Below are 19,736 nucleotides of genomic sequence, written 5' to 3'. Positions count from 1 at the left end.
AGAAAATCTATAGAATTGCTAGCAAATCTTTCCATCCAAAACTATGCTTTAATTGATGACGTAAACGTTACGTTTTCCAATGGTTTTACCACAATTACTGGTGAAACTGGAGCGGGAAAGTCTATTCTTTTGGGCGGTCTTTCTTTGGTTTTGGGCAAGCGGGCAGATTTGACCTCCCTCAAAAATACGGAGCAGAAATGCGTCATTGAGGCGGAGTTTGATATTTCCAAATACAACTTAAAACCATTTTTTCAGGAGAATGATTTGGATTACGAGGACCGTACCATTTTGCGACGTGAAATTTTGCCTAGTGGAAAATCGCGTGCCTTTGTAAATGATACCCCAGTGACTTTGGATGTGCTCAGGGCTCTGGGAGATCAATTGGTGGATGTGCATTCCCAGCACCAGACACTCCGCCTTACCGAAAATGATTTTCAATTGAAAGTGGTGGATGCGTTGGCCAATAACTCAGAGCGCCTGAATACCTACAGAGCTTGTTTGAACCGTTACAGAAAAGCTTCAAAAGAGTTGCGGGAATTGGAAGATTTTCAGAACAATGCGGACAAGGAGCACGATTACAATAGCTTTTTGTTGAAGGAATTGGAAAATGCCAAGCTCAAGGAAGGGATGCAGGAGGAGTTGGAGGCGGAATATGAGCAGTTGAGCAACGTAGAGGAGATTATGGAGCAGTTGGCTGCTGGGCATCAGTTGTTGAATGATGAGCAGTTGGGCATTTTGGGTCGATTAGGTGAATTAAAACGTGCTTTTCAAGGTTTGACTGATTTTGGACCGGTATACGCTTCGTTGAATGAAAGAATTCAATCTGTTTTAATTGAGACTGACGATATTGCTTCAGAATTGGAACAATTGAAGGATTCTGTTGAAGCCAATCCAGAACGATTGGAAGCTGTAAACGGTCAGTTACAGCAATTGTATGACCTTCAGAAAAAACATCATGCAGCATCTGTTGGGGAACTAGTGGTGATTCGTGAGGAATTGTCCAAAAAGGTTGAGGCAGTCGCCAATATCGAATCAAAGATTGCAGAAAAGAGGGGAGAGGTAACCCAACTTGCTGATGAGACTGAAAACGTTGCTGAAAAAATTCGTGATGCCAGAAATTCGGTCATTCCCAAATTAAAAAGTATGCTTCAAGAGAACTTGTATGCCTTGGGAATGCCTTCGGCCAGCTTTAAAATTGAGGTGAATCCGTCAGAAACGTTCAAACCTAATGGAAAAGATGATTTGGTATTCTTGTTTTCGGCCAATAAAGGTTCAGACTATGGCGAATTGAAAAAAGTGGCTTCGGGCGGGGAGCTTTCCCGTATCATGCTGACCATTAAATCTATTTTGGCAACCTATGAGCACTTGCCCACCATGATGTTCGATGAGATTGATACAGGGGTTTCTGGAGAGATTTCAAACCGCATGGGGGAAATCATGCAGCAAATGAGCCAAACCATGCAGGTGTTTTCTATCACCCATTTACCGCAAGTCGCTTCCAAAGGGCAACATCAATTTAAAGTGTTCAAGGAAGAAGGTGAGGAGGGCACAAGCACCCGAATGAAAGAACTCACCAACGACGAACGTGTGCAGGAACTGGCGGAAATGCTAGGGGGTAAATCCGTGTCAGAATCCGCGTTGGCCCATGCCCGGCAATTGTTGCAATGACACCTTCGTCACCCTGATCCTGTTTCAGGGTCTCATTCGAACAGAATAAAAGTATGCATGGGATGCTGAAACAATCCCGATGGCTATCGAGAAAGCAAGACTACAATCTATACTGACATCAATAACGAACAATCAAAATAGAATAAATATCTTTGCAACAGAACCAACAATAGCAAGAAAACTATGGCATACAATCTTTTAAAAGGTAAAAAAGGAATCATTTTTGGCGCTTTGGACGAGAATTCCATCGCATGGAAAACCGCAGAACGTGTTCATGAAGAGGGTGGTACATTTGTATTGACCAATGCCCCCATCGCCATGCGAATGGGCCAAATAAAGGAATTGGCGGCCAAGACCAACTCTGAAATCATTCCTGCGGATGCCACCAATGAGGAAGAACTAAAGAATCTTGTGGAGAAATCCATGGAAATTTTAGGTGGAAAATTGGATTTTGTACTTCATTCCATTGGGATGTCGGTCAATGTTCGAAAAGGTAAGCACTACACGGACGAGAACTATGACTTTACAGCCAAAGGATGGGATGTTTCGGCACTTTCTTTTCATAAAGTATTGCAATCCTTGTACAAAGCGGATGCCATGAACCCATGGGGCAGTATCGTAGCCCTGACCTACATGGCAGCCCAACGAACTTTCCCGGATTACAACGATATGGCCGATAACAAGGCATATTTGGAGTCTGTGGCCAGAAGTTTTGGGTATTTCTTTGGGAAGGAGAAAAAAGTTAGGGTGAACACCATTTCGCAATCTCCAACACCAACAACCGCTGGTCAAGGTGTAAAAGGTTTTGGCGGGTTTATCAATTATGCCGAAAAGATGTCTCCATTGGGCAATGCCACTGCGGATGAATGCGCAGATTACACTGTGACCCTATTTTCTGACCTTACCAAAAAAGTCACCATGCAGAACCTGTTCCATGATGGAGGGTTCTCCAACACTGGGGTAAGCCAAGAGGTAATTGATGAATTTTCTGAATAGCACAGATAAATAGCATTGAAAGCCATCCTATTTTGGGTGGCTTTTCTATTTCATATGAACACTTTCATTTCCATAGTAGTGCCGGTGTACAACAGACCCGAAGAGATTCGGGAACTGTTGGAGAGTTTGGAACGTCAAGATTTTAACGCCCCCTATGAAGTGGTCATTGTGGAGGACGGCTCTTCTGAAAGTTCAGAGGAGATTGTAAGACGATTTCAAGACAAGCTTCAGATTTCTTACTACTACAAAGAAAATTCAGGTCCTGGGGATTCCAGAAACTTTGGGATGCAAAAGGCCAAAGGAAATTATTACATCATTTTAGATTCTGACTGTATCCTCCCCAAACAGTATCTCACAGAGGTTGATAAAGAACTGAAACGTGAATTTGTACACTGTTTTGGAGGTCCGGATGCCGCGGATGCCTCGTTTACAGATGTGCAAAAGGCCATCAACTATGTAATGACCTCCTTTTTTACGACAGGAGGCATCAGAGGGGGTGCAAAATCTGTTGGAAAATTCCAACCCAGAAGTTTCAATATGGGAATTTCCAAAGAAGCCTTTGAAAAGGCAGGTGGATTTGGAAGGATTCACCCTGGGGAAGACCCCGACTTGACCTTCCGCATCTGGAAGACAGGGTTTGAAACACGACTTTTTCCAAAAGCTTTTGTCTACCACAAAAGACGCATCGATTGGAACAAGTTCTATATCCAAGTGAACAAATTTGGCAGGGTTCGTCCTATTTTGAACAAATGGCACCCCGGAACAGCACGTCCTACGTATTGGTTCCCTACTTTTTTTATGATAGGGCTGTGTGTATCCGTGCTTTTGGCCTTCGTAGGAATTCCGTTGCCATTATGGTTATATGTCGCATATTTTGTTGTGCTGTTTTTGGATGCGTTATTCAAAAACCGAAGCATAAAAGTGGGCTTTTTGGCAATTTTTGCGGCCTTAACACAGTTTACAGGATATGGAATTGGTTTTCTGAAGTCCACTTTCTTGCTTAACTTTAGTAACAAGGAGCCAGAAGAGCTGTTCCCAAAACTGTTTTTTAAACGCAAGTAAAGGTGTTCAAAAAGGTATTGCACGGCCTCAATCAAAAGAAAGTGAAGGTGTTTTCACTGTTTTTGGTATGTTCTTTTTTGGCTTGGTTCTTAAGTAACTTATCAGAATCCTATGAGGCAAGGTCCAACTTGGTTTTAAACTACAGAAATCTACCGGATTCCCTTTTATTGGGGAAAAATTCGGAAAATGTAATTGAGGCAAAATTGCGGACCAGTGGGTTTCAGTTTCTGTTCTACAACTTTGTTAAGAAACAAATTGACATTGATGTTTCTGAGGTTGAATATCAAAATGGACAATATGTTTTAATGGATGATGCCCTAAAAAAGCAAATAGACCTACAGCTTTCACAGAACATTTCCCTTTTGGACTTGGACCGAAGCCGATTGGTGGTGGATTTGTATCAGGTGGCATCAAAAGAAATACCCATTACAGCGAATTTGGATTTGAAGTTTCAGCAGAACTTCATCATGGAAGGCGAGCCTAAAATTACACCGGATAAAGTTGTGGTCAAGGGCCCTGAAAGTGAAATTGATACACTAGATGAAATTCAGACCGAAAGTATTCAATTGACCAATTTGTCGGCTGACTTTTCAAAGGAGGCCGCTTTGATTTTTCCAAAAGGATTGGATAACAGTATTTTTTCCATTGGACGGGTAAACGTTTCAGGTAAGGTGGTCAAATTTTCGGAAGAAGTTTTTGAAATACCCATTACCGTCATCAATCCGCCAGAAGGCTATCAGGTAAAAACGTTCCCAGATGCCGTTACCGTACTTTGTAAAGCTACAGTGGAAAGGCTGAAAGGAATATCCTCCTCGGATTTTGAGGTGGAGGCCGACTACGTCCAATTGAACGGTAGCAACAAGAATACCTTGCTCCTGGCCATTACCAAAGAGCCAGAAAATGTTTACGATGTAAGGCTCTCCGAGAAGACCGTTAACTTTGTACTGGAACAACAATGAAGATAGTTGGGTTAACAGGAGGAATCGGCAGCGGAAAAAGCACCGTTGCAAAAATGTTCAGGCAGCTTAATGTACTGGTCTATGATTCGGACAAAGAGGCAAAAGCCTTGATGGTAACCTCTAAGGAGTTGAGAAAGGACATCACGCAACTATTGGGCAAAGAGGCGTACAAGGATGATGTTTTGAATAGAGCTTTCATCGCAGAAAAGGTATTTAAGGACCCTAAAATGCTGGAAATGTTGAATGCGATTGTACATCCGGCCGTTCGAAAACACTTCTTGGAATGGGCCCGTAAAAAATCCGTACCTTATGTAATACAAGAAACTGCCCTGATTTTTGAGAATGAAGGGCAAGACAAATATGACTACACCATACTTGTTACCGCGCCAGAAGAAGTCCGCTTACAGCGGGTAATGGAAAGGGATGGTGCAACTAAGGAACAGATTCTGCAACGGATGGCAAACCAAATGGCTGATAAAGAAAAAATACCCCTTGCCGATTTTATAGTGGAAAACATGGAATTGGGAACTACCGAGAAAAAGGTAAAGGAGCTCCACGCCAAACTATTAGCCTTGTCCACCCCATAATTTTAACATTTTTGTTAAGGTTAGGTTAAACGGTAAAAGGCCTAAATGTTAAATTTCTAATTTTGATTCAATGAACAAGAAGCTATTCGTTCTTCTCGTCATTCTAATGAGTTTATCCCTAACGGGGATAATCTTTGTTCAGGTTTACTGGATAAGAACCTCCATTAACGACAAGGAAGAACAGTTCTCAAGGACGGTCACGGACATATTGGACAAAGTGGCAAGCAGGGTGGAGAAGAGAGAGATGAAGGATTATTCAGATCGTTTGGCTTCACTTGTAGATAGTATTGGTCAACCCAAGAGCACACAGTTCAGAAATTTTTTGTTCGTTGACCGGGATTTAAACTCCGATGAGATTCTTTTTTATTCCCACGGGATTCTGGAAGAGGATTACAATATAACATCTACGTTCTTTGATAATATAGACGGAGGAGAGGATACCACCACCATTAAAAATTATACCAGCAAGCGCACCAAAGCCATTTATAAGGAGGAATATGGCCTGGATGGAAAGACGTATAGTTTAACCCCCATCCAAAGAGCTGAAAAGATTGGTGGTCTGTCCAGTATGGAAAGGGCCGCTTGGGAAGATGTGTTCATGGAGGCCGCTAAGACAAAGCCCATCCACCAACGGGTGTCAAATCAAGAGTTAGAGTTGTTGCTCAGCCAAGAGTTGAAAAACAGGAATATTGATATTGACTACGAATATGGGGTGTACAGTCAAGGGTACCCAACCAAGGTAAGGTCTAAAAAGTTCAAGTTTTCAGGAACCAAAATGTACAAAGCGCCTATTTTCAAGGATAGTGAAGGGGATAGTACTTTTTCGTTGTTGTTGACCTTTCCAAGCATGAAAAAATTCCTTTTCAGGTCCATCATGGGAATGGCATTGTTGTCCTTGATTTTTACTCTGGTTATCATGATTGCGTATTCCAGTGCCATTTATCAATTGATACGGCAAAAACAAATCTCGGAGATAAAGTCTGACTTTATCAACAATATGACCCACGAGTTCAAAACACCCATCGCTACAATAAATCTTGCGGTGGAGGCTATTCGAAACCCAAAATCCATTGAGGACAAGGAAAAGGTGCTTCGCTATTTGGGAATGATTCGTGATGAAAATAAGCGGATGCATGCCCAAGTGGAAAATGTGCTTCGTATCTCCAAGTTGGAAAAGAACCAATTGGATATTACAAAGGACAGGGTTGACCTTCACGATATTGTTGTAGATGCCATCGCCCATATTGAACTGATTGTGCAGGACCGTGGCGGTTATGTGAACTCACATTTGGATGCAGAAAGGTCGGAGGTTTTGGCCAATGACATGCATATGACCAATGTTATTGTAAATATTTTGGACAATGCGGTAAAATACTCTCCAGAGTCTCCAAAAATAGATGTGTACACTGAAGTGGTAAAGAACAATATCATCATTAAAATACAGGACCAAGGTGCTGGAATGAGCAAGGCCGTCCTAAAAAAGGTATTTGAAAAGTTTTATCGGGAACATACGGGTGACATACACAATGTAAAAGGCCACGGATTAGGTTTGGCCTACGTAAAACGAATTATAGACGATCATCAAGGCGAAGTTTATGCTGAAAGTGAAAAAGGAAAAGGAAGCACTTTCTTTATTAAACTCCCTTTAATTTAAAACAAACTATGGAAACAGAGAAAAAGAAGATATTATTGGTAGAGGATGACCCTAATTTTGGGATTGTCCTAAAGGATTATTTGTCCATGAACGACTTTGAGGTGGTTCTGGCCAAAAATGGTATGGAAGGTTTTGAAAAGTTCAAAAAGGACAATTATGACGTTTGTATATTGGATGTTATGATGCCCTATAAAGATGGATTTACCTTGGCCAAGGAAATCCGAGAGAAGAACGAGAACGTTCCCATTATTTTCCTTACTGCCAAGACCATGAAGGAGGATGTACTCAAAGGATACAAAGCGGGTGCTGATGACTATTTGAACAAGCCATTTGATTCCGAAGTACTTTTAATGAAGCTAAAAGCTATTCTCCAAAGAAAGGCATCCAGTACTTTGGCGGACAGCAAACAGTTCGAGTTCCAGATTGGAAACTTCCATTTGAACTCAAAGCTTCGCTTTTTGAAATATAAAGAAGAAGAGCCGATTAAATTGTCACCAAAAGAAAATGAGTTGTTACGTTTATTGGCCTTGCATGAAAATGATTTGATGCCAAGAGAACTGGCACTGACCAAAATATGGAGAGATGACAATTACTTTACGTCCCGAAGCATGGACGTTTACATTGCCAAGTTGAGAAAATACCTCAAAAAGGACGATTTGGTTGAAATTCTGAACATACACGGAGAAGGATTTAGATTGGTAGTAAAGGCAGAAAATCAATAAATTATACCCTATTAAGTATAAAAAAGCCACCGGAACGGTGGCTTTTTTTATGTCTTTTCCCTTAGAATCGGCTATGATTTTATCTGCGCCACAATTTCCTTGATAATTATTTCCGGTTCTTTGGTCACCGATACCTTAATAGCCCTGGTGGGCGGTTCCAGAGTCTCAAATTGTGATTTAAGCAATTCAATGGGCATAAAGTGGTCTTTTCGAGCTTCCAAACGGGATTTAATCAATTCAAAAGAGCCGTTAAGATAGATGAATTCCATACACGTTCCCACTCCTGCACGTAGAAGACTGCGGTAATTTTTCCGTAATGCGGAACAACAAATAACAGCCCCACTATGTCTATGTTCTCGGGCCAATTGGTTCAAGCGTAACAACCACTCCTTCCTATCATCATCATTGAGCGGGTGGCCTGTCTTCATTTTTTCAATGTTCTCTTTGGGATGAAAGTCATCTCCATCAAAAAAGGGGTACTTTAAACGATGCGCCAGAAGTTTTCCAATGGTGGTTTTCCCAGTACCGCTAACGCCCATTACCACCAATACCTTTTTACCGTTGGGCATGAATTAGGGTTTTAAGTTGTTCGTTTAGTTTTTTCAAAATTTGTTCAGTGTTGGTTGTATGGTCAACCCAAAGGATGTGGTCGTTTTTTCGCAACCAGGTCAATTGTCGTTTGGCAAAACGTCTAGTATTCTTTTTGATTTCTGAAACGGCAACCTCCAATGAGCAATGTCCGTCAAGATATTCAAAAAGTTCTTTGTAACCAACTGTTTGCAACGCATTCAAATTTTTATGTGAATGCAATCGATTGGCCTCTTCCAGCAATCCGTTTTCCATCATTTGATCTACCCTAGCGTTGATACGTTCGTATACGACTTGTCTGGGCGCATCAATTCCCACATATAGATGCTTAAAAGGTCTTCCTGGCTTATTTTGAGACAGAAAAGAGGAATACGGACGGTTGGCAGTAATGGAAACCTCAAGAGCTCGAATGAGGCGATGCGGATTTTCCAAATCCACCTTTTTATAATACGTTGGATCTCTTTCTTTAAGTTCTTTTTGAAGATGATCCAACCCTTTTTCCTGTAACGCCTTAGTAAGGGACTCCCTTAGTTTAGGATCAACCTTAGGAAATTCGTCCAGCCCATTGATCACTGCATCCACATAAAGCCCACTACCGCCCACCATGACCACCACATCTTTTTTCTGGAATAAAGTGTCTAAAAGCGACAAGGCATCTTTTTCAAAATCCCCTACGGAGTAGGGATCAAAAATGCTTTTGTGTTGAATAAAATGGTGCTGAACAGCTTTTAGCTCTTTGAGAGAGGGGACGGCCGTACCAATTTCCATTTCCTTAAAAAACTGTCGGGAATCTGCTGAAATAATTTCTGTCTCAAAATGCTTGGCCAATAGAATGCCCAAAGCAGTTTTTCCAATGGCGGTAGGACCCACCACAGCTATCAATACCTTATTGTTCATAACAAATGTCCGCAGTTATAACAATGGGTGGCATTGTCCCGGTGTCCCTCTACGGAACAATTGGGACAAGCTTGGGTGTTTGTATGTATCCTTCGCCCTGGATTTTGTTCACCTTTGTTGCTTCGGGAAAACTCAGCGGTGACAATTCCTGTGGGTACAGCAATAATCCCATATCCCAATACCATGATCACTGTGGCCAAGAATTGTCCCAATGGGGTCTGCGGTGCAATATCGCCGTAACCCACTGTGGTCAAGGTGACGATGGTCCAATAAATACTTGTGGGGATACTGGTAAATCCGGCCTCGTCCCCTTCAATCAAGTACATAAGGGTGCCTAGAATCACCGATAGAATCAAAACTACATAGATAAACACTGCGATTTTAGTTCGACTTGCCTTTAAGGCAGATTGTAGTTGTGATGCTTCGCCGATGAATTTCACCAACTTCAATATTCGAAAAACCCGCAATAAGCGAAATGCACGCACGGCCAAGAGTACCTGGGACCCGGCCAAGATGTATGATAGATAAAGTGGAATGGTAGAAACAAAATCAATAATGCCATAAAAACTGAAAATATATTTCCAGGGTTTTTTTATGCTGATGATTCGGGCAATGTATTCCAAGCTAAAGAAAATAGTGATGATCCATTCCAGGATCAAAAGAATCTTATGGTGCTCAGCATCTATATGGTCCACGCTTTCCAACATGACCAAGATTACGCTTAGGATGATCAACACAAAAAGAACAATGTCAAAAAGCTTTCCCGCAGGCGTGTCCGCCTCATAAATGACCTCATGAAGTTTATGTTTCCAGCCAGAATGTGCTTTTTGTTCTATCAAGGGGCAGCGTTTAGTGGAATGACTTTGAGCCTATTGTTTTTTCTGAGATACGACTCAATAATAAATGTAGTGTTTTCATCACTTGGTATTGTGGTCATTATCGACTCCAAGATATGAATATTATTGATTTGATGGTTGAGCTCAACAAACCCAAACCCTTTAAGTTTGCCCTGTTTAATCAGAATAAAACTTCGCTCTCCAGTTTCCCTCCCTTGATCTAGAAGTGCAATGTTTTTTCCGTGGATGCTGTACTTATCAAAAGCTGATAATACTTTTTCATTACAAACTGCCGCATCTGTTTCTTCAACACGCTCTTGGGAATTTGCATGGGAAGGTAGGGAGCAGGGACATATATCAAATTCTGAAGTAATTTTGTCCAAAAAGCTTTTGGCCGATGGAACCCCGTTAAATCCAATTTTCTTGGTAGGCTGTGATTTACTCTTTTCAATATCTAAAATGATGTGCGCTTCACCATTTTGCTCAAAATTGATGATGTGGGAGAACAATTTCCTTCGTGCAATGCTGTTATGTTTGGGCCTCGTACGTCGCAGTTCTTGATATTCCTTCAGAAGAGCAACCAATTCGCTTCCGGTTTCTTCATAGGTAACTTTCTTGGTCTCTTTTTGGAGTTTTCGGGCCAAGCTGCCCACATTGGTAAAATGTTGGTTCACCCTTTTCTTGATGTTCTTGGTCTTTCCCAAAAAGATGATTTCCCCATCCTTGTTGTGCATGTAATAGACGCCCGTTTCCGAAGGAAGGTTAAAAACCATGTCCAGTTGGGTGGGGGAGAGTTCACCGTGGGACTCTTCCCTGACCACACTTTTAATGATGCTCTTATCCGAATCCTTTCCCAACAACAGTTTAAATAATTTTAAAGTAGCTATGGCATCTCCATTGGCCCTGTGTCTATCACTCATGGGAATGCCCAGCGAGCGTGCCAATTTTCCCAAACTGTGGGATTCAGCCTCGGGCAACATCTGTTTGGACAGGTCTACGGTGCATAAGGTTTTGCGTTGAAAATCGTACCCCAACCGCCTGAATTCAGTTCGGAGGATACGATAATCAAACTGGGCGTTGTGCGCCACTAAAGTGGCCCCTTCAGTGATTTCCACAATCCGCTTGGCCACTTCATGGAATTTTGGGGCGGAACGTAACATTTTATTATTGATTCCGGTGAGTTTTGAAACAAAAGGTTGAATCTCTCGTTCGGGATTGATCAGGCAGATAAATTTGTCCACCACTTTGCGGCCATCAAACCGATGAATGGCAATCTCCATAATACCCTCTTCATTGTATTTTCCTCCGGTACTTTCTATATCAAGTATGGCGTACATGAAAAATTTGCGTCGGTTTTACTTATAGTTTCGTTCCCCAAAGATACTACTTCCAATGCGCACCATTGTGCTGCCTTCGGGAATGGCAATTTTATAGTCCCCACTCATACCCATGGAAAGTATGGAGATTTCGGGCAATTTTTGTTGAAGTTGGTCAAAAATGGATTTCAAATGAGCGAACTCTTTCCGAACCTGGTTTTCATTCTGAGTGAAGGTGGCCATCCCCATCAATCCCACAATTTTTACATTTTCCATGGCCTTGAATGCTTCAGATTGAAGTAATGCCGACAGTTCAGAATCATCCAGACCAAATTTGGTATCTTCTTCGGCAATATGTATCTGTAAAAGGCACGGGATCACACGTTCGTACTTTTTGGCCTGTTTGTCTATCTCTTTCAACAATTTAAGGCTGTCCACTCCATGGATCAGAGAAACAAACTCGGCCATGTATTTGACCTTGTTGCGCTGCACATGACCGATCATGTGCCATTCAATGTCCTTTGGCAACTCCTCCCATTTAGCCACCATTTCTTGTACCTTGTTCTCGCCAAAGATGCGGTGTCCAGCGTCGTAAGCCTCCAAAATGTCTTCGTTGGGTTTGGTTTTGGAAACAGCGACCAAGGTGACTCCTTTTGGAAGTTCATTTTTAATGGATGTGAGGTTATCTTTTATTGACATTTTAATATGATTTGCATTATGATGTTTTTTTATCCAAAACCGTCAATTCGAGTGAAATTTGTCAAAATTTTACCTTCCTGCCGCAGGCAGGTATCGAGAATGCGGTTTTGATGAAAGAATCCAGTTCTCGATACCCATTTTCTACACTTTATTTCGAAAATGGACTCGAACTGACAAACTTTTACACTAAAAAGCACAATCTATTGAGTAAATGGATTCCTGACTTCGCACGAATGGTATAACAATTTTCACAATTCATAAATTGCCAGTCCACTACGTAATTTAGGTTCAATATACGTGCTTTTGGGGGGCATTACCAAACCGGCATTGGCAATGGCCTTGATTTCTTCAATGGTGGTTGGTAAAAGACTGAATCCAACAGCAAACTTACCTTTGTCCACATTGTCCTTCATTTGAATGAGGTTATTTTTTCCGTGTCCATAGGAAATCCTTTCATCATTTCTAAGGTCTGTAATGCCTAGAATCGGCTCTAGGATTGTCTTGTAAAGAATTTGGGTGTCCAATCGACTCAGTGCATCCGAAAAGATGTAATTGGTTCTCAAGTATAGCGAATAGAAATCACCATCCAAATACATGCTGAACTGATGTTTCTTAGAAGGTTTAAGGGGGGCTTCTTCTTGCTTTTCAATCCGAAAATGCTCATCAAGTTGAATAAGGAATTCTTCTTTGGAGTACCCATTTAAATCCTTGACCATGCGGTTGAATTCGTATATCCGTATCTGCGATTCTGGAATAAGGTAGGCCATAAAATAGTTATAGGGCTCATTTCCGGTGTGGCCTTTGTTTTCCGATTCCATTTGTTTCGCCAGCAGATTGCTCGAAGCACTTCGGTGATGTCCATCGGCAATATAGAGGGCATCCATTTGAGCAAAAGCGGTTTCGAGCCTAGTCAGTGTTTTTTTGTTGGAAATCTTCCAAAGGCTATGGTTAAAGCGGTCTGTTGTGGTAAAATCATACATGGGCTTTCGTTGGATTTCTTCCTGAAATATCTCCCAAACAGCAGAATTGTCAGCGTAGGTCATCAATACCGGTTCTGCGTTGAAACCCACGGTATGGAGGTAATCCGCAAATAATTCTTCCCGTTGTTTGATGGTGTCCTCATGCTTTTTGATGATATCGTTGCGATAATCGGAAACACTGCAGGCACAAAAGAAGCCGAGGCTTTTAAAATCATCCTTTTCAATTTGATAGAGATAAAAACTGGCCTCCTCCTCTTTTTGCAGGGTATTCTCCTCTAAAAACTCCAAATAACGGTTGCGGACCAAATGAAAACGGTCTTTTCCGGTGATGCTTTTGTGGAACTTGAACCCCGGATTAATGATATGCAAAAAAGAAAACGGATTGTATTGAAGTACCGATTTCAACTCCTCGTCTGAATACTCCTCGTAGGAACGCGAGGCCACAAAAGAAACCTTGTCCCGGGTCGGGCGAATTGCCTTAAAAGGTCTTACGACGGCCATTCGGGTCTATTTAAATTGTGTCGAGACTTTTTCTGCTTTTCGGGATTCTGAATAATCGTAAAATCCTTCTCCCGATTTCACGCCCAGTTTTCCGGCCATGACCATGTTCACCAACAAAGGGCAAGGGGCATATTTTGGATTTTTGAAACCGTTGTACATCACGTTCAAGATTGAGTGGCAGACATCCAACCCTATAAAATCCGCTAATTGAAGAGGACCCATAGGATGTGCCATGCCCAATTTCATCACTGTGTCGATTTCCTCAACACCAGCCACGCCATTATAAAGTGTTTCAATGGCTTCATTGATCATTGGCATCAAAATTCGATTGGCCACAAAGCCGGGATAATCATTGACTTCGGTTGGGGTTTTACCCAGTTTTTTGGAAAGTTCCATGATGGTTTGGGTCACTTCATCAGAAGTACTGTACCCACGAATGATTTCCACCAATTTCATAATGGGCACTGGGTTCATAAAATGCATACCAATGACCTTTTCAGGGCGTTGTGTAGCCGCCGCAATTTGGGTGATTGAAATGGAGGAAGTGTTGGTGGCCAAAATGGTTTCTGTTGAACACACTTCGTCCAAATCCTTGAAAATCTGAAGTTTAACATTCAAGTTTTCTGTTGCAGCTTCAACTACCAAATCCACTTTGGAGACTCCTTCCTTAAGATTTGTAAAGGTTGAAATGTTACCCAATGTAGCTTCCTTTTTAGCTTGATCAATAACTTCTTTGGTCATTAAGCGGTCCAGGTTTTTGGTGATGGTGGCCAGGCCTTTATCCAAAGAAGCTTGGGCTATATCAATTAAATGAACATGAAATCCGGTTTGTGCAAAAACATGGGCAATTCCGTTCCCCATGGTTCCTGCACCTATAACTGCTATTTTTTTCATAGTATTTTGATTAGGGTTTTGCCATCCTCGTCTGCATCTCGACTGCCTGCCTGCCGCAGGCGGGCGCTCGATGTGACACGCCCAAGATGATAGCTTGAACTGACGACCATGCTACTTTTTAAATGATTCAATAATCTGAAGGGCCACTTGCAATGCCTTGGTTCCTTGCTCCAAGGACACCACTGGGGTTGTATTATTGTTGATGGCATCTGCAAAGGTTTCCAGCTCGTCCAGAATGGCATTGTTGATTTCAATTTCGGGATTTTCAAAATAGATTTGTTTTTTCTCACCTTCGGCATTCTGGAGGATCATATCAAAATCGCCCGGTTGTTCTGGCGCATCCTTCATTTTGACCACTTCCACCTTTTTCTCTAAAAAATCAATAGAAATGTATGCATCTTTCTGGAAGAAGCGAGATTTTCGCATGTTTTTCAAAGAAATACGGCTTGCGGTAAGATTGGCCACACATCCATTCTCAAATTCCACGCGGGCATTTGCAATGTCGGGTGAATTGCTAATTACGGAAACTCCGCTAGCATTGATTTGTTTTACTTCGGAATGAACAACGCTCAGTATGGCATCAATATCATGAATCATTAGGTCCAACACCACAGGAACATCTGTACCCCTTGGATTGAATTCGGCCAAACGGTGGGTCTCAATGAACATAGGGTTTTCAATCTTGTCCTTTACGGCCAAAAATGCGGGGTTGAAGCGTTCCACATGACCAACCTGGCCCTTTATTCCGTGTTTTTGCGATAACTCCAACAGCTGTTGGGCTTCTTCAAAAGTATTGGTGATGGGTTTTTCAATGAAAATATGCTTTCCTTTTTCAATGGCTTTTTTGGCACAGTCAAAATGGGAAAGGGTGGGGGTTACAATGTCCACTACATCCACTGCGTCCATCAAGGTATTGATGTTTTCAAAATAGGTGTATCCGAACTCGGCCGCCACTTTTTTGGCATTGATTTCATCGGGGTCATAAAAACCAATGAGTTGGTACTGGTCGGACTGGTTTAGGAGCCGAAGGTGAATTTTTCCCAAATGTCCTGCGCCCAGGACACCAACTTTTAACATATCTCTGTTTTTTTCAAAAATACGGATATGGAGCCACTCTTCATAAAAATAACACGCTAACTGTCCGTAAAGTTTTTGAAGAACTTTTTAAATTCGTGTACCAGACCAAAACCATGAAGGATACACACAAGCATAGGGGTATGCGAAATAAATTGGCGGAATTGTTGGAAGCCAAAGGAATACAGGACAAAAAGGTGCTGAGCGCCATAAAAGCGATACCTCGACATTTATTTTTGGATAGCAGTTTTGAGGACCATGCATATCAAGATAAGGCATTTCCCATCAGTGCCGAACAGACTATCTCGCAACCGTACACCGTGGCGTTTCAAACTGAATTATTACAGGTAAAACCCAATGACAAGATTTTGGAGATTGGTACAGGAAGTGGGTATCAAACGGCGGTATTACTTCATTTAAAGGCTAAAGTGTATACAATTGAGCGACAATTGGAACTTTTTAAAAAAACGCGATTGTTTTTCAATAAAATGCACTACCGACCTAAAAAACTAATATTTGGGGATGGTTATAAAGGTCTTCCAGAGGAAGCTCCTTTTGACAGTATCATTGTTACTGCTGGTGCACCTGAAGTTCCAAAACCCTTGATGTCTCAACTCAAAGTGGGAGGTAGGCTTGTAATTCCTGTGGGTGATAACGAACAGGTGATGACGCTTTTTGTACGTAAATCCGAAAAAGAGTTTGAAAAAAAGGAATTGGGTGCATTCCGTTTTGTACCGCTGCTTGAAGATAAGAATTGATTAGGGCTCAAGTTCTAGCTCAAGCTCAAGTTCAAGAATCAAGAAATAAGAAATAAGAAATAAGAGGAAAGACAGTAACTAAATAACAAAATAAACGAATAACCAAATCAACAAATTCCAAGAACAAAAACAAGTTCAAGTTCAAGAATCAAGAAAAAAGATAAGGGTCAGTAACCTAATAACAGAGTAACCCAATAACTGAATAACTAGCTAACCCAATCAGTTATTGAAACTCTTTTTAATTCGAGCTAGATTACGTTTGCTGTCGCGATCTTTGATGGTTTCCCGTTTATCGTACAGTTTCTTGCCCTTCGCGAGACCAATATTCATTTTGGCAAGCCCTCTGTCGTTGATGAAAAGATTTAAGGGGATAATAGTATTTCCGCTTGTGGTGACTTCTTTTTGAAGCTTTTTCAATTCCCTACGGTTCAGTAGCAGTTTCCGTTCCGCTTTGGGTTTGTGATTATAATGGCCGCCGTAACTGTACTCATCAATCTGCATGTTGATGACAAAAAGTTCTGCTTTGTCATTGAACTCACAAAAACTTTGGGATATGGACGCTTTCCCCAAACGAAGAGATTTGATTTCGGTACCCCCTAGCACAATTCCAGCGGTATAGGTATCCAAAATCTCGTAATCGAATCGGGCCCTTCGGTTTTTTATGTTGATGTTTTTTTGCATTGTGGGCAAAAATATAAACTCTTTGCCAAGAAAATTGTAATGTTAGGGGAGATTTTACGATTATCTATAAAAACCAAACCATGAAAAAAGTCTTAGCTTCCCTCATCTTGCTTTTGTCTTTAGCTTGTAAAGAAAAACCAAAAGCTCCACTTACCGCCCAGCAAATTGTAGATAAATCCATTGAAAACAGTGGTGGAAAGCTATATGAAAACCACTCAACCTCTTTTGAGTTTCGGGACAGGAAGTATGTTTCTGAAAATAGCAATGGTAAAAAGGTGCTTAAACGTATTTTTCAAGTGAATTCGGTTACCATCACTGATGTAAAAACAGGAGATGAGTTTCGACGTTTTATGAATGATTCCCTAGTGGATGTTCCGGATTCCATCGCCAATAGATATGCCAATTCAGTAAACTCAGTGCATTATTTTGCTCGACTTCCGTATGGCTTAAACGATGCTGCAGTGAATAAACAGCTTTTAGGAAAGGAAACCATTGAGGGCAAGGAACATTATAAAATCAAAGTTACTTTTGACCAAAACGGCGGCGGAGATGATTATGACGATGTTTATGTGTATTGGATTGATGTGGAGGATTTTAAACCAAGCTATCTAGCGTATAGCTTTCATGTGGATGGAGGTGGCCAACGTTTCAGGAAGGCTTACAACGAGCGTTACGTAAATGGAATCCGTTTTGTGGATTACGACAATTACAAGCCTAAAAATGAAGATTCTGACATTTTAGAAATCGGAGAACTGTTCAATAAAGGCGAGTTGGAACTTCTATCCAAAATAGAACTTACCAATATTGGAGTAGAAGCGGATTAATCCATTTTTAGACGAATATCTGTGGGGACACCATCAATGATACGCACGATAAACAGACTGCTATTATCGTCATCGTCCATGGCATTATATTTTTCAACCCCAATCACTTTATTCACAAAAGCAGGCGTGGTGTTGCTATGGCCTACGACCAAAACATTGAGCCCTTCATTTTCTGCTTTGAATTGCTCGATATCCACAGTATCGGGGTCATAATATTTCACATCAATGTTCTTTTTTACCGATGTCGGGGCAGCCGTCATGGAGGTGCGTTCGTAATTGGTGGAGTAAATCACGTCGATTTCAATCGGGTCAAAGACTTCTGCCCAGCGGATAGCCCTATCCAGACCGTCTTGATTTAACTCAGGATCGGGATTATCAGGGTCGGTTCGATCCTTTTCAGCATGTCTTATAAAATAATAAGTGGAGACCACTGGGTCTTCTACAATTTTCGTATCTTTTTTGCAGCCGATACTTCCAATAATAATTGCAAATGCAATTAAGAGTTTAGTTATTCGCATAGTATTTATCTAAAGTTTCCCTTAGTTCATCTAAATCTCATTTAAAAGTAACGTTTAATTTTCTATTTTACTGTATGCTTAGATTTTTGCTTTGTTCACTGTTGGGATTCTTGTCTGTTGTTGGATGGGCGCAAGAGCCAGATTTACCACCCGATTTCCGTCAACATGCACTGACCCAATTCAATGCAAATCTACTGAATGCCACTTATGCTTCGGATTGGAACAACCCCAATTCATTTTCCATTTGGACGCGTTGGCAATGGCAGTCCATTGATGGGGACCCTACTACTATTTTTGCCAATTATTCCCATCAAATTAATACTACATCAGCTGTTGCAGTAGGGTTTCTACAGCATAATACAGGGATTTTCTTGAATACAGGGGCCAACCTCAACTACGTGCATACTTTTACTCTGGATGAAGGTGTTGAGCTTTTGGCGGGGATGAACCTATTTGCATTCCAGAATACATTGGCTGATGACCGTTTTGTGCCTGACCAAGATATCGACTTGCCTGAACTACAAAGTAGAAAGGATTTTATCCTTCAGTTTTCGCCAGCAGTTCGATTAAATGTCAACCAATTTAGTGCGGGCCTTGCTTTTGAAAATGGATTTGGATTCAATTTATCCGAAAGTCAGGATAGCTTAGAAAATTTTCAAATCGTAACAGGGACATTGAGCAACGATTTCAATGTGGGATTATTTCCCGCTTGGGGGACCAGTTTTGTGCGTCCATTGGTGTATGTCAAATCAATTGCAGGTCAGGATACCCAATTTGGGCTCAACACCTTGCTATCCACCCCAAAGTTTTGGGTGCAGGGTGGGTATAACAGTTTTTATGGAGCTTCTGGAGGAGTAGGCGTGACCATTGCCAATACTTTTTCCATTGGAGGATTAATGGAATTTGGGACGGATGCTGATTTGAGCGGAGAGAACTCTACCATTGAGTTGGTTGCTTCCTATCAATTTGGAAGAACAGACAATAGAGCCAAAGTGGTTGGGTTTGATATTGAAAAAGACATTGCTTCGGCTAAAGAACGAATGGAGGAAGAGTCTAGAATGCAAGAATTAAAGGAACAAGAGGCTATAAAAAAGGAAGAGGCACAGAAAAAACTTTTTAGGGAAGAACAAAGGGCGAAAGATTCCATTGCCCAAGCGCAATTAGCTGCTTTGCGATTGAGGGAACAAAAACAAAAGGATAGCTTGGCCAAGTTGCAAACCCAGGAGGTTGAGCTACGACCTAATGAACGCTATGAGGAAGTAGCCAAAGCAGAAGGTTTAGAACCTGGTTTTTATCTTATAGCCAATGTGTTTGGAACCAAGAAGTATTATGAAAGTTTTATGCTCAGCCTTAAGGCCAGAGGATTGGATCCGGGGTCTTTTTATCGAGATACGAACAAGTTCAATTATGTGTACTTGCAACGGTATGATACAATGGAAGAGGCTCGAAAGGCACGAGATAGCCGATATGGGGGCAAATACACGGAAAAAACATGGATTTTTAGGGTAAGGGGTAACTAGTC

20 protein-coding genes are annotated in these 19,736 nt (G+C 41.4%); 10 read left to right on the top strand and 10 right to left on the bottom strand.

Annotated features, from left to right (window positions below):
* Window positions 1-15: 15 nt before the first annotated feature.
* From recN to AB1A65_RS12595, 7 genes are all read left to right on the top strand, one after another.
* A complete protein-coding gene (recN, locus tag AB1A65_RS12625) occupies window positions 16-1,668 on the top strand; it encodes a DNA repair protein RecN (RefSeq protein ID WP_366589674.1) in 1,653 nt (550 codons plus the stop codon).
* 183 nt (window positions 1,669-1,851) lie between these two features.
* Window positions 1,852-2,664 (top strand): SDR family oxidoreductase, encoded by an 813-nt coding sequence (locus AB1A65_RS12620; RefSeq protein WP_366589672.1) that lies wholly within the window; start codon window positions 1,852-1,854, stop codon window positions 2,662-2,664.
* A 54-nt stretch (window positions 2,665-2,718) separates the two neighbouring features.
* A complete protein-coding gene (locus AB1A65_RS12615) occupies window positions 2,719-3,726 on the top strand; it encodes a glycosyltransferase (RefSeq protein WP_366589669.1) in 1,008 nt (335 codons plus the stop codon).
* A 2-nt stretch (window positions 3,727-3,728) separates the two neighbouring features.
* Entirely contained in the window at window positions 3,729-4,685 is a 957-nt protein-coding gene (locus AB1A65_RS12610) for a CdaR family protein (protein WP_366589666.1), read from the top strand.
* A complete protein-coding gene (gene coaE, locus AB1A65_RS12605) occupies window positions 4,682-5,272 on the top strand; it encodes a dephospho-CoA kinase (protein ID WP_366589664.1) in 591 nt (196 codons plus the stop codon). The genes AB1A65_RS12610 and coaE overlap by 4 nt, the downstream gene beginning before the upstream one ends.
* A 70-nt stretch (window positions 5,273-5,342) precedes the next feature.
* Entirely contained in the window at window positions 5,343-6,926 is a 1,584-nt protein-coding gene (locus AB1A65_RS12600) for a HAMP domain-containing sensor histidine kinase (protein WP_366589662.1), read from the top strand.
* An 8-nt stretch (window positions 6,927-6,934) separates the two neighbouring features.
* Window positions 6,935-7,648 (top strand): response regulator transcription factor, encoded by a 714-nt coding sequence (locus AB1A65_RS12595; protein WP_366589660.1) that lies wholly within the window; start codon window positions 6,935-6,937, stop codon window positions 7,646-7,648.
* A gap of 71 nt (window positions 7,649-7,719) precedes the next feature.
* Here AB1A65_RS12595 and AB1A65_RS12590 read toward each other — a convergent pair whose 3' ends face one another.
* From AB1A65_RS12590 to AB1A65_RS12555, 8 genes are all read right to left on the bottom strand, one after another.
* A complete protein-coding gene (locus AB1A65_RS12590) occupies window positions 7,720-8,217 on the bottom strand; it encodes a gluconokinase (protein ID WP_366589658.1) in 498 nt (165 codons plus the stop codon).
* Window positions 8,204-9,133 (bottom strand): tRNA (adenosine(37)-N6)-dimethylallyltransferase MiaA, encoded by a 930-nt coding sequence (gene miaA / locus AB1A65_RS12585; protein WP_366589656.1) that lies wholly within the window; start codon window positions 9,131-9,133, stop codon window positions 8,204-8,206. The genes AB1A65_RS12590 and miaA overlap by 14 nt, the downstream gene beginning before the upstream one ends.
* Window positions 9,130-9,972: an ion transporter gene (locus AB1A65_RS12580; RefSeq protein WP_366589653.1), complete on the bottom strand. Its 843-nt coding sequence runs from the start codon at window positions 9,970-9,972 to the stop codon at window positions 9,130-9,132. Before AB1A65_RS12580 ends, miaA begins: the two co-directional genes overlap by 4 nt.
* The gene (locus tag AB1A65_RS12575; RefSeq protein WP_366589651.1) at window positions 9,969-11,306 is read right to left on the bottom strand and encodes an exonuclease domain-containing protein; all 1,338 of its coding nucleotides are present in this window, start codon (window positions 11,304-11,306) and stop codon (window positions 9,969-9,971) included. Before AB1A65_RS12575 ends, AB1A65_RS12580 begins: the two co-directional genes overlap by 4 nt.
* Window positions 11,307-11,324: 18 nt before the next feature.
* Window positions 11,325-12,017, bottom strand: coding sequence for a YggS family pyridoxal phosphate-dependent enzyme (locus AB1A65_RS12570; protein WP_366590202.1), 693 nt, complete (start codon window positions 12,015-12,017; stop codon window positions 11,325-11,327).
* Window positions 12,018-12,232: 215 nt separating this feature from the next.
* Window positions 12,233-13,465, bottom strand: coding sequence for a DUF1015 domain-containing protein (locus tag AB1A65_RS12565; protein ID WP_366589649.1), 1,233 nt, complete (start codon window positions 13,463-13,465; stop codon window positions 12,233-12,235).
* 6 nt (window positions 13,466-13,471) lie between these two features.
* Window positions 13,472-14,359 carry a 3-hydroxybutyryl-CoA dehydrogenase gene (locus tag AB1A65_RS12560; protein ID WP_366589647.1) on the bottom strand — a complete coding sequence of 296 codons (888 nt, stop codon included), beginning with the start codon at window positions 14,357-14,359 and terminating at the stop codon, window positions 13,472-13,474.
* 111 nt (window positions 14,360-14,470) lie between these two features.
* Window positions 14,471-15,436 (bottom strand): Gfo/Idh/MocA family oxidoreductase, encoded by a 966-nt coding sequence (locus tag AB1A65_RS12555; RefSeq protein ID WP_366589644.1) that lies wholly within the window; start codon window positions 15,434-15,436, stop codon window positions 14,471-14,473.
* A gap of 113 nt (window positions 15,437-15,549) precedes the next feature.
* Here AB1A65_RS12555 and AB1A65_RS12550 point away from each other — a divergent pair, with 113 nt between their 5' ends.
* Window positions 15,550-16,191, top strand: a complete 642-nt coding sequence (locus AB1A65_RS12550; protein ID WP_366589642.1) for a protein-L-isoaspartate(D-aspartate) O-methyltransferase — start codon at window positions 15,550-15,552, stop codon at window positions 16,189-16,191.
* Window positions 16,192-16,410: 219 nt separating this feature from the next.
* Here AB1A65_RS12550 and smpB read toward each other — a convergent pair whose 3' ends face one another.
* Window positions 16,411-16,872 (bottom strand): SsrA-binding protein SmpB, encoded by a 462-nt coding sequence (smpB, locus tag AB1A65_RS12545; protein WP_366589639.1) that lies wholly within the window; start codon window positions 16,870-16,872, stop codon window positions 16,411-16,413.
* Window positions 16,873-16,952: 80 nt separating this feature from the next.
* Between smpB and AB1A65_RS12540 the strand changes: the two genes are divergently transcribed.
* Entirely contained in the window at window positions 16,953-17,696 is a 744-nt protein-coding gene (locus AB1A65_RS12540) for a DUF6503 family protein (RefSeq protein WP_366589636.1), read from the top strand.
* Here AB1A65_RS12540 and AB1A65_RS12535 read toward each other — a convergent pair.
* Window positions 17,693-18,214, bottom strand: coding sequence for a phosphoglycerate mutase family protein (locus AB1A65_RS12535; RefSeq protein WP_366589633.1), 522 nt, complete (start codon window positions 18,212-18,214; stop codon window positions 17,693-17,695). The genes AB1A65_RS12540 and AB1A65_RS12535 overlap by 4 nt on opposite strands.
* 74 nt (window positions 18,215-18,288) lie before the next feature.
* On the opposite strand from AB1A65_RS12535, the gene AB1A65_RS12530 reads away from it, so the two are divergent.
* Window positions 18,289-19,734 carry a PorP/SprF family type IX secretion system membrane protein gene (locus AB1A65_RS12530; protein ID WP_366589630.1) on the top strand — a complete coding sequence of 482 codons (1,446 nt, stop codon included), beginning with the start codon at window positions 18,289-18,291 and terminating at the stop codon, window positions 19,732-19,734.
* Window positions 19,735-19,736 lie beyond the last annotated feature (2 nt).

The organism is Allomuricauda sp. ANG21, assembly GCF_040705235.1.
Taxonomy (GTDB): Bacteria; Bacteroidota; Bacteroidia; order Flavobacteriales; family Flavobacteriaceae; genus Flagellimonas; species Flagellimonas marina.
This window is presented reverse-complemented; position numbering and strand designations above follow the sequence as displayed.

Coding starts and splice junctions, on each gene's coding strand:
- AB1A65_RS12620 (WP_366589672.1), top strand. CDS start 1,852: ATGGCATACAATCTTTTAAAAGGTAAAAAAGGAATCATTTTTGGCGCT.
- AB1A65_RS12615 (WP_366589669.1), top strand. CDS start 2,719: ATGAACACTTTCATTTCCATAGTAGTGCCGGTGTACAACAGACCCGAA.
- coaE (WP_366589664.1), top strand. CDS start 4,682: ATGAAGATAGTTGGGTTAACAGGAGGAATCGGCAGCGGAAAAAGCACC.
- AB1A65_RS12600 (WP_366589662.1), top strand. CDS start 5,343: ATGAACAAGAAGCTATTCGTTCTTCTCGTCATTCTAATGAGTTTATCC.
- AB1A65_RS12595 (WP_366589660.1), top strand. CDS start 6,935: ATGGAAACAGAGAAAAAGAAGATATTATTGGTAGAGGATGACCCTAAT.
- AB1A65_RS12590 (WP_366589658.1), bottom strand. CDS start 8,217: ATGCCCAACGGTAAAAAGGTATTGGTGGTAATGGGCGTTAGCGGTACT.
- miaA (WP_366589656.1), bottom strand. CDS start 9,133: ATGAACAATAAGGTATTGATAGCTGTGGTGGGTCCTACCGCCATTGGA.
- AB1A65_RS12575 (WP_366589651.1), bottom strand. CDS start 11,306: ATGTACGCCATACTTGATATAGAAAGTACCGGAGGAAAATACAATGAA.
- AB1A65_RS12565 (WP_366589649.1), bottom strand. CDS start 13,465: ATGGCCGTCGTAAGACCTTTTAAGGCAATTCGCCCGACCCGGGACAAG.
- AB1A65_RS12560 (WP_366589647.1), bottom strand. CDS start 14,359: ATGAAAAAAATAGCAGTTATAGGTGCAGGAACCATGGGGAACGGAATT.
- AB1A65_RS12555 (WP_366589644.1), bottom strand. CDS start 15,436: ATGTTAAAAGTTGGTGTCCTGGGCGCAGGACATTTGGGAAAAATTCAC.
- AB1A65_RS12550 (WP_366589642.1), top strand. CDS start 15,550: ATGAAGGATACACACAAGCATAGGGGTATGCGAAATAAATTGGCGGAA.
- smpB (WP_366589639.1), bottom strand. CDS start 16,872: ATGCAAAAAAACATCAACATAAAAAACCGAAGGGCCCGATTCGATTAC.
- AB1A65_RS12540 (WP_366589636.1), top strand. CDS start 16,953: ATGAAAAAAGTCTTAGCTTCCCTCATCTTGCTTTTGTCTTTAGCTTGT.
- AB1A65_RS12535 (WP_366589633.1), bottom strand. CDS start 18,214: ATGCGAATAACTAAACTCTTAATTGCATTTGCAATTATTATTGGAAGT.
- AB1A65_RS12530 (WP_366589630.1), top strand. CDS start 18,289: ATGCTTAGATTTTTGCTTTGTTCACTGTTGGGATTCTTGTCTGTTGTT.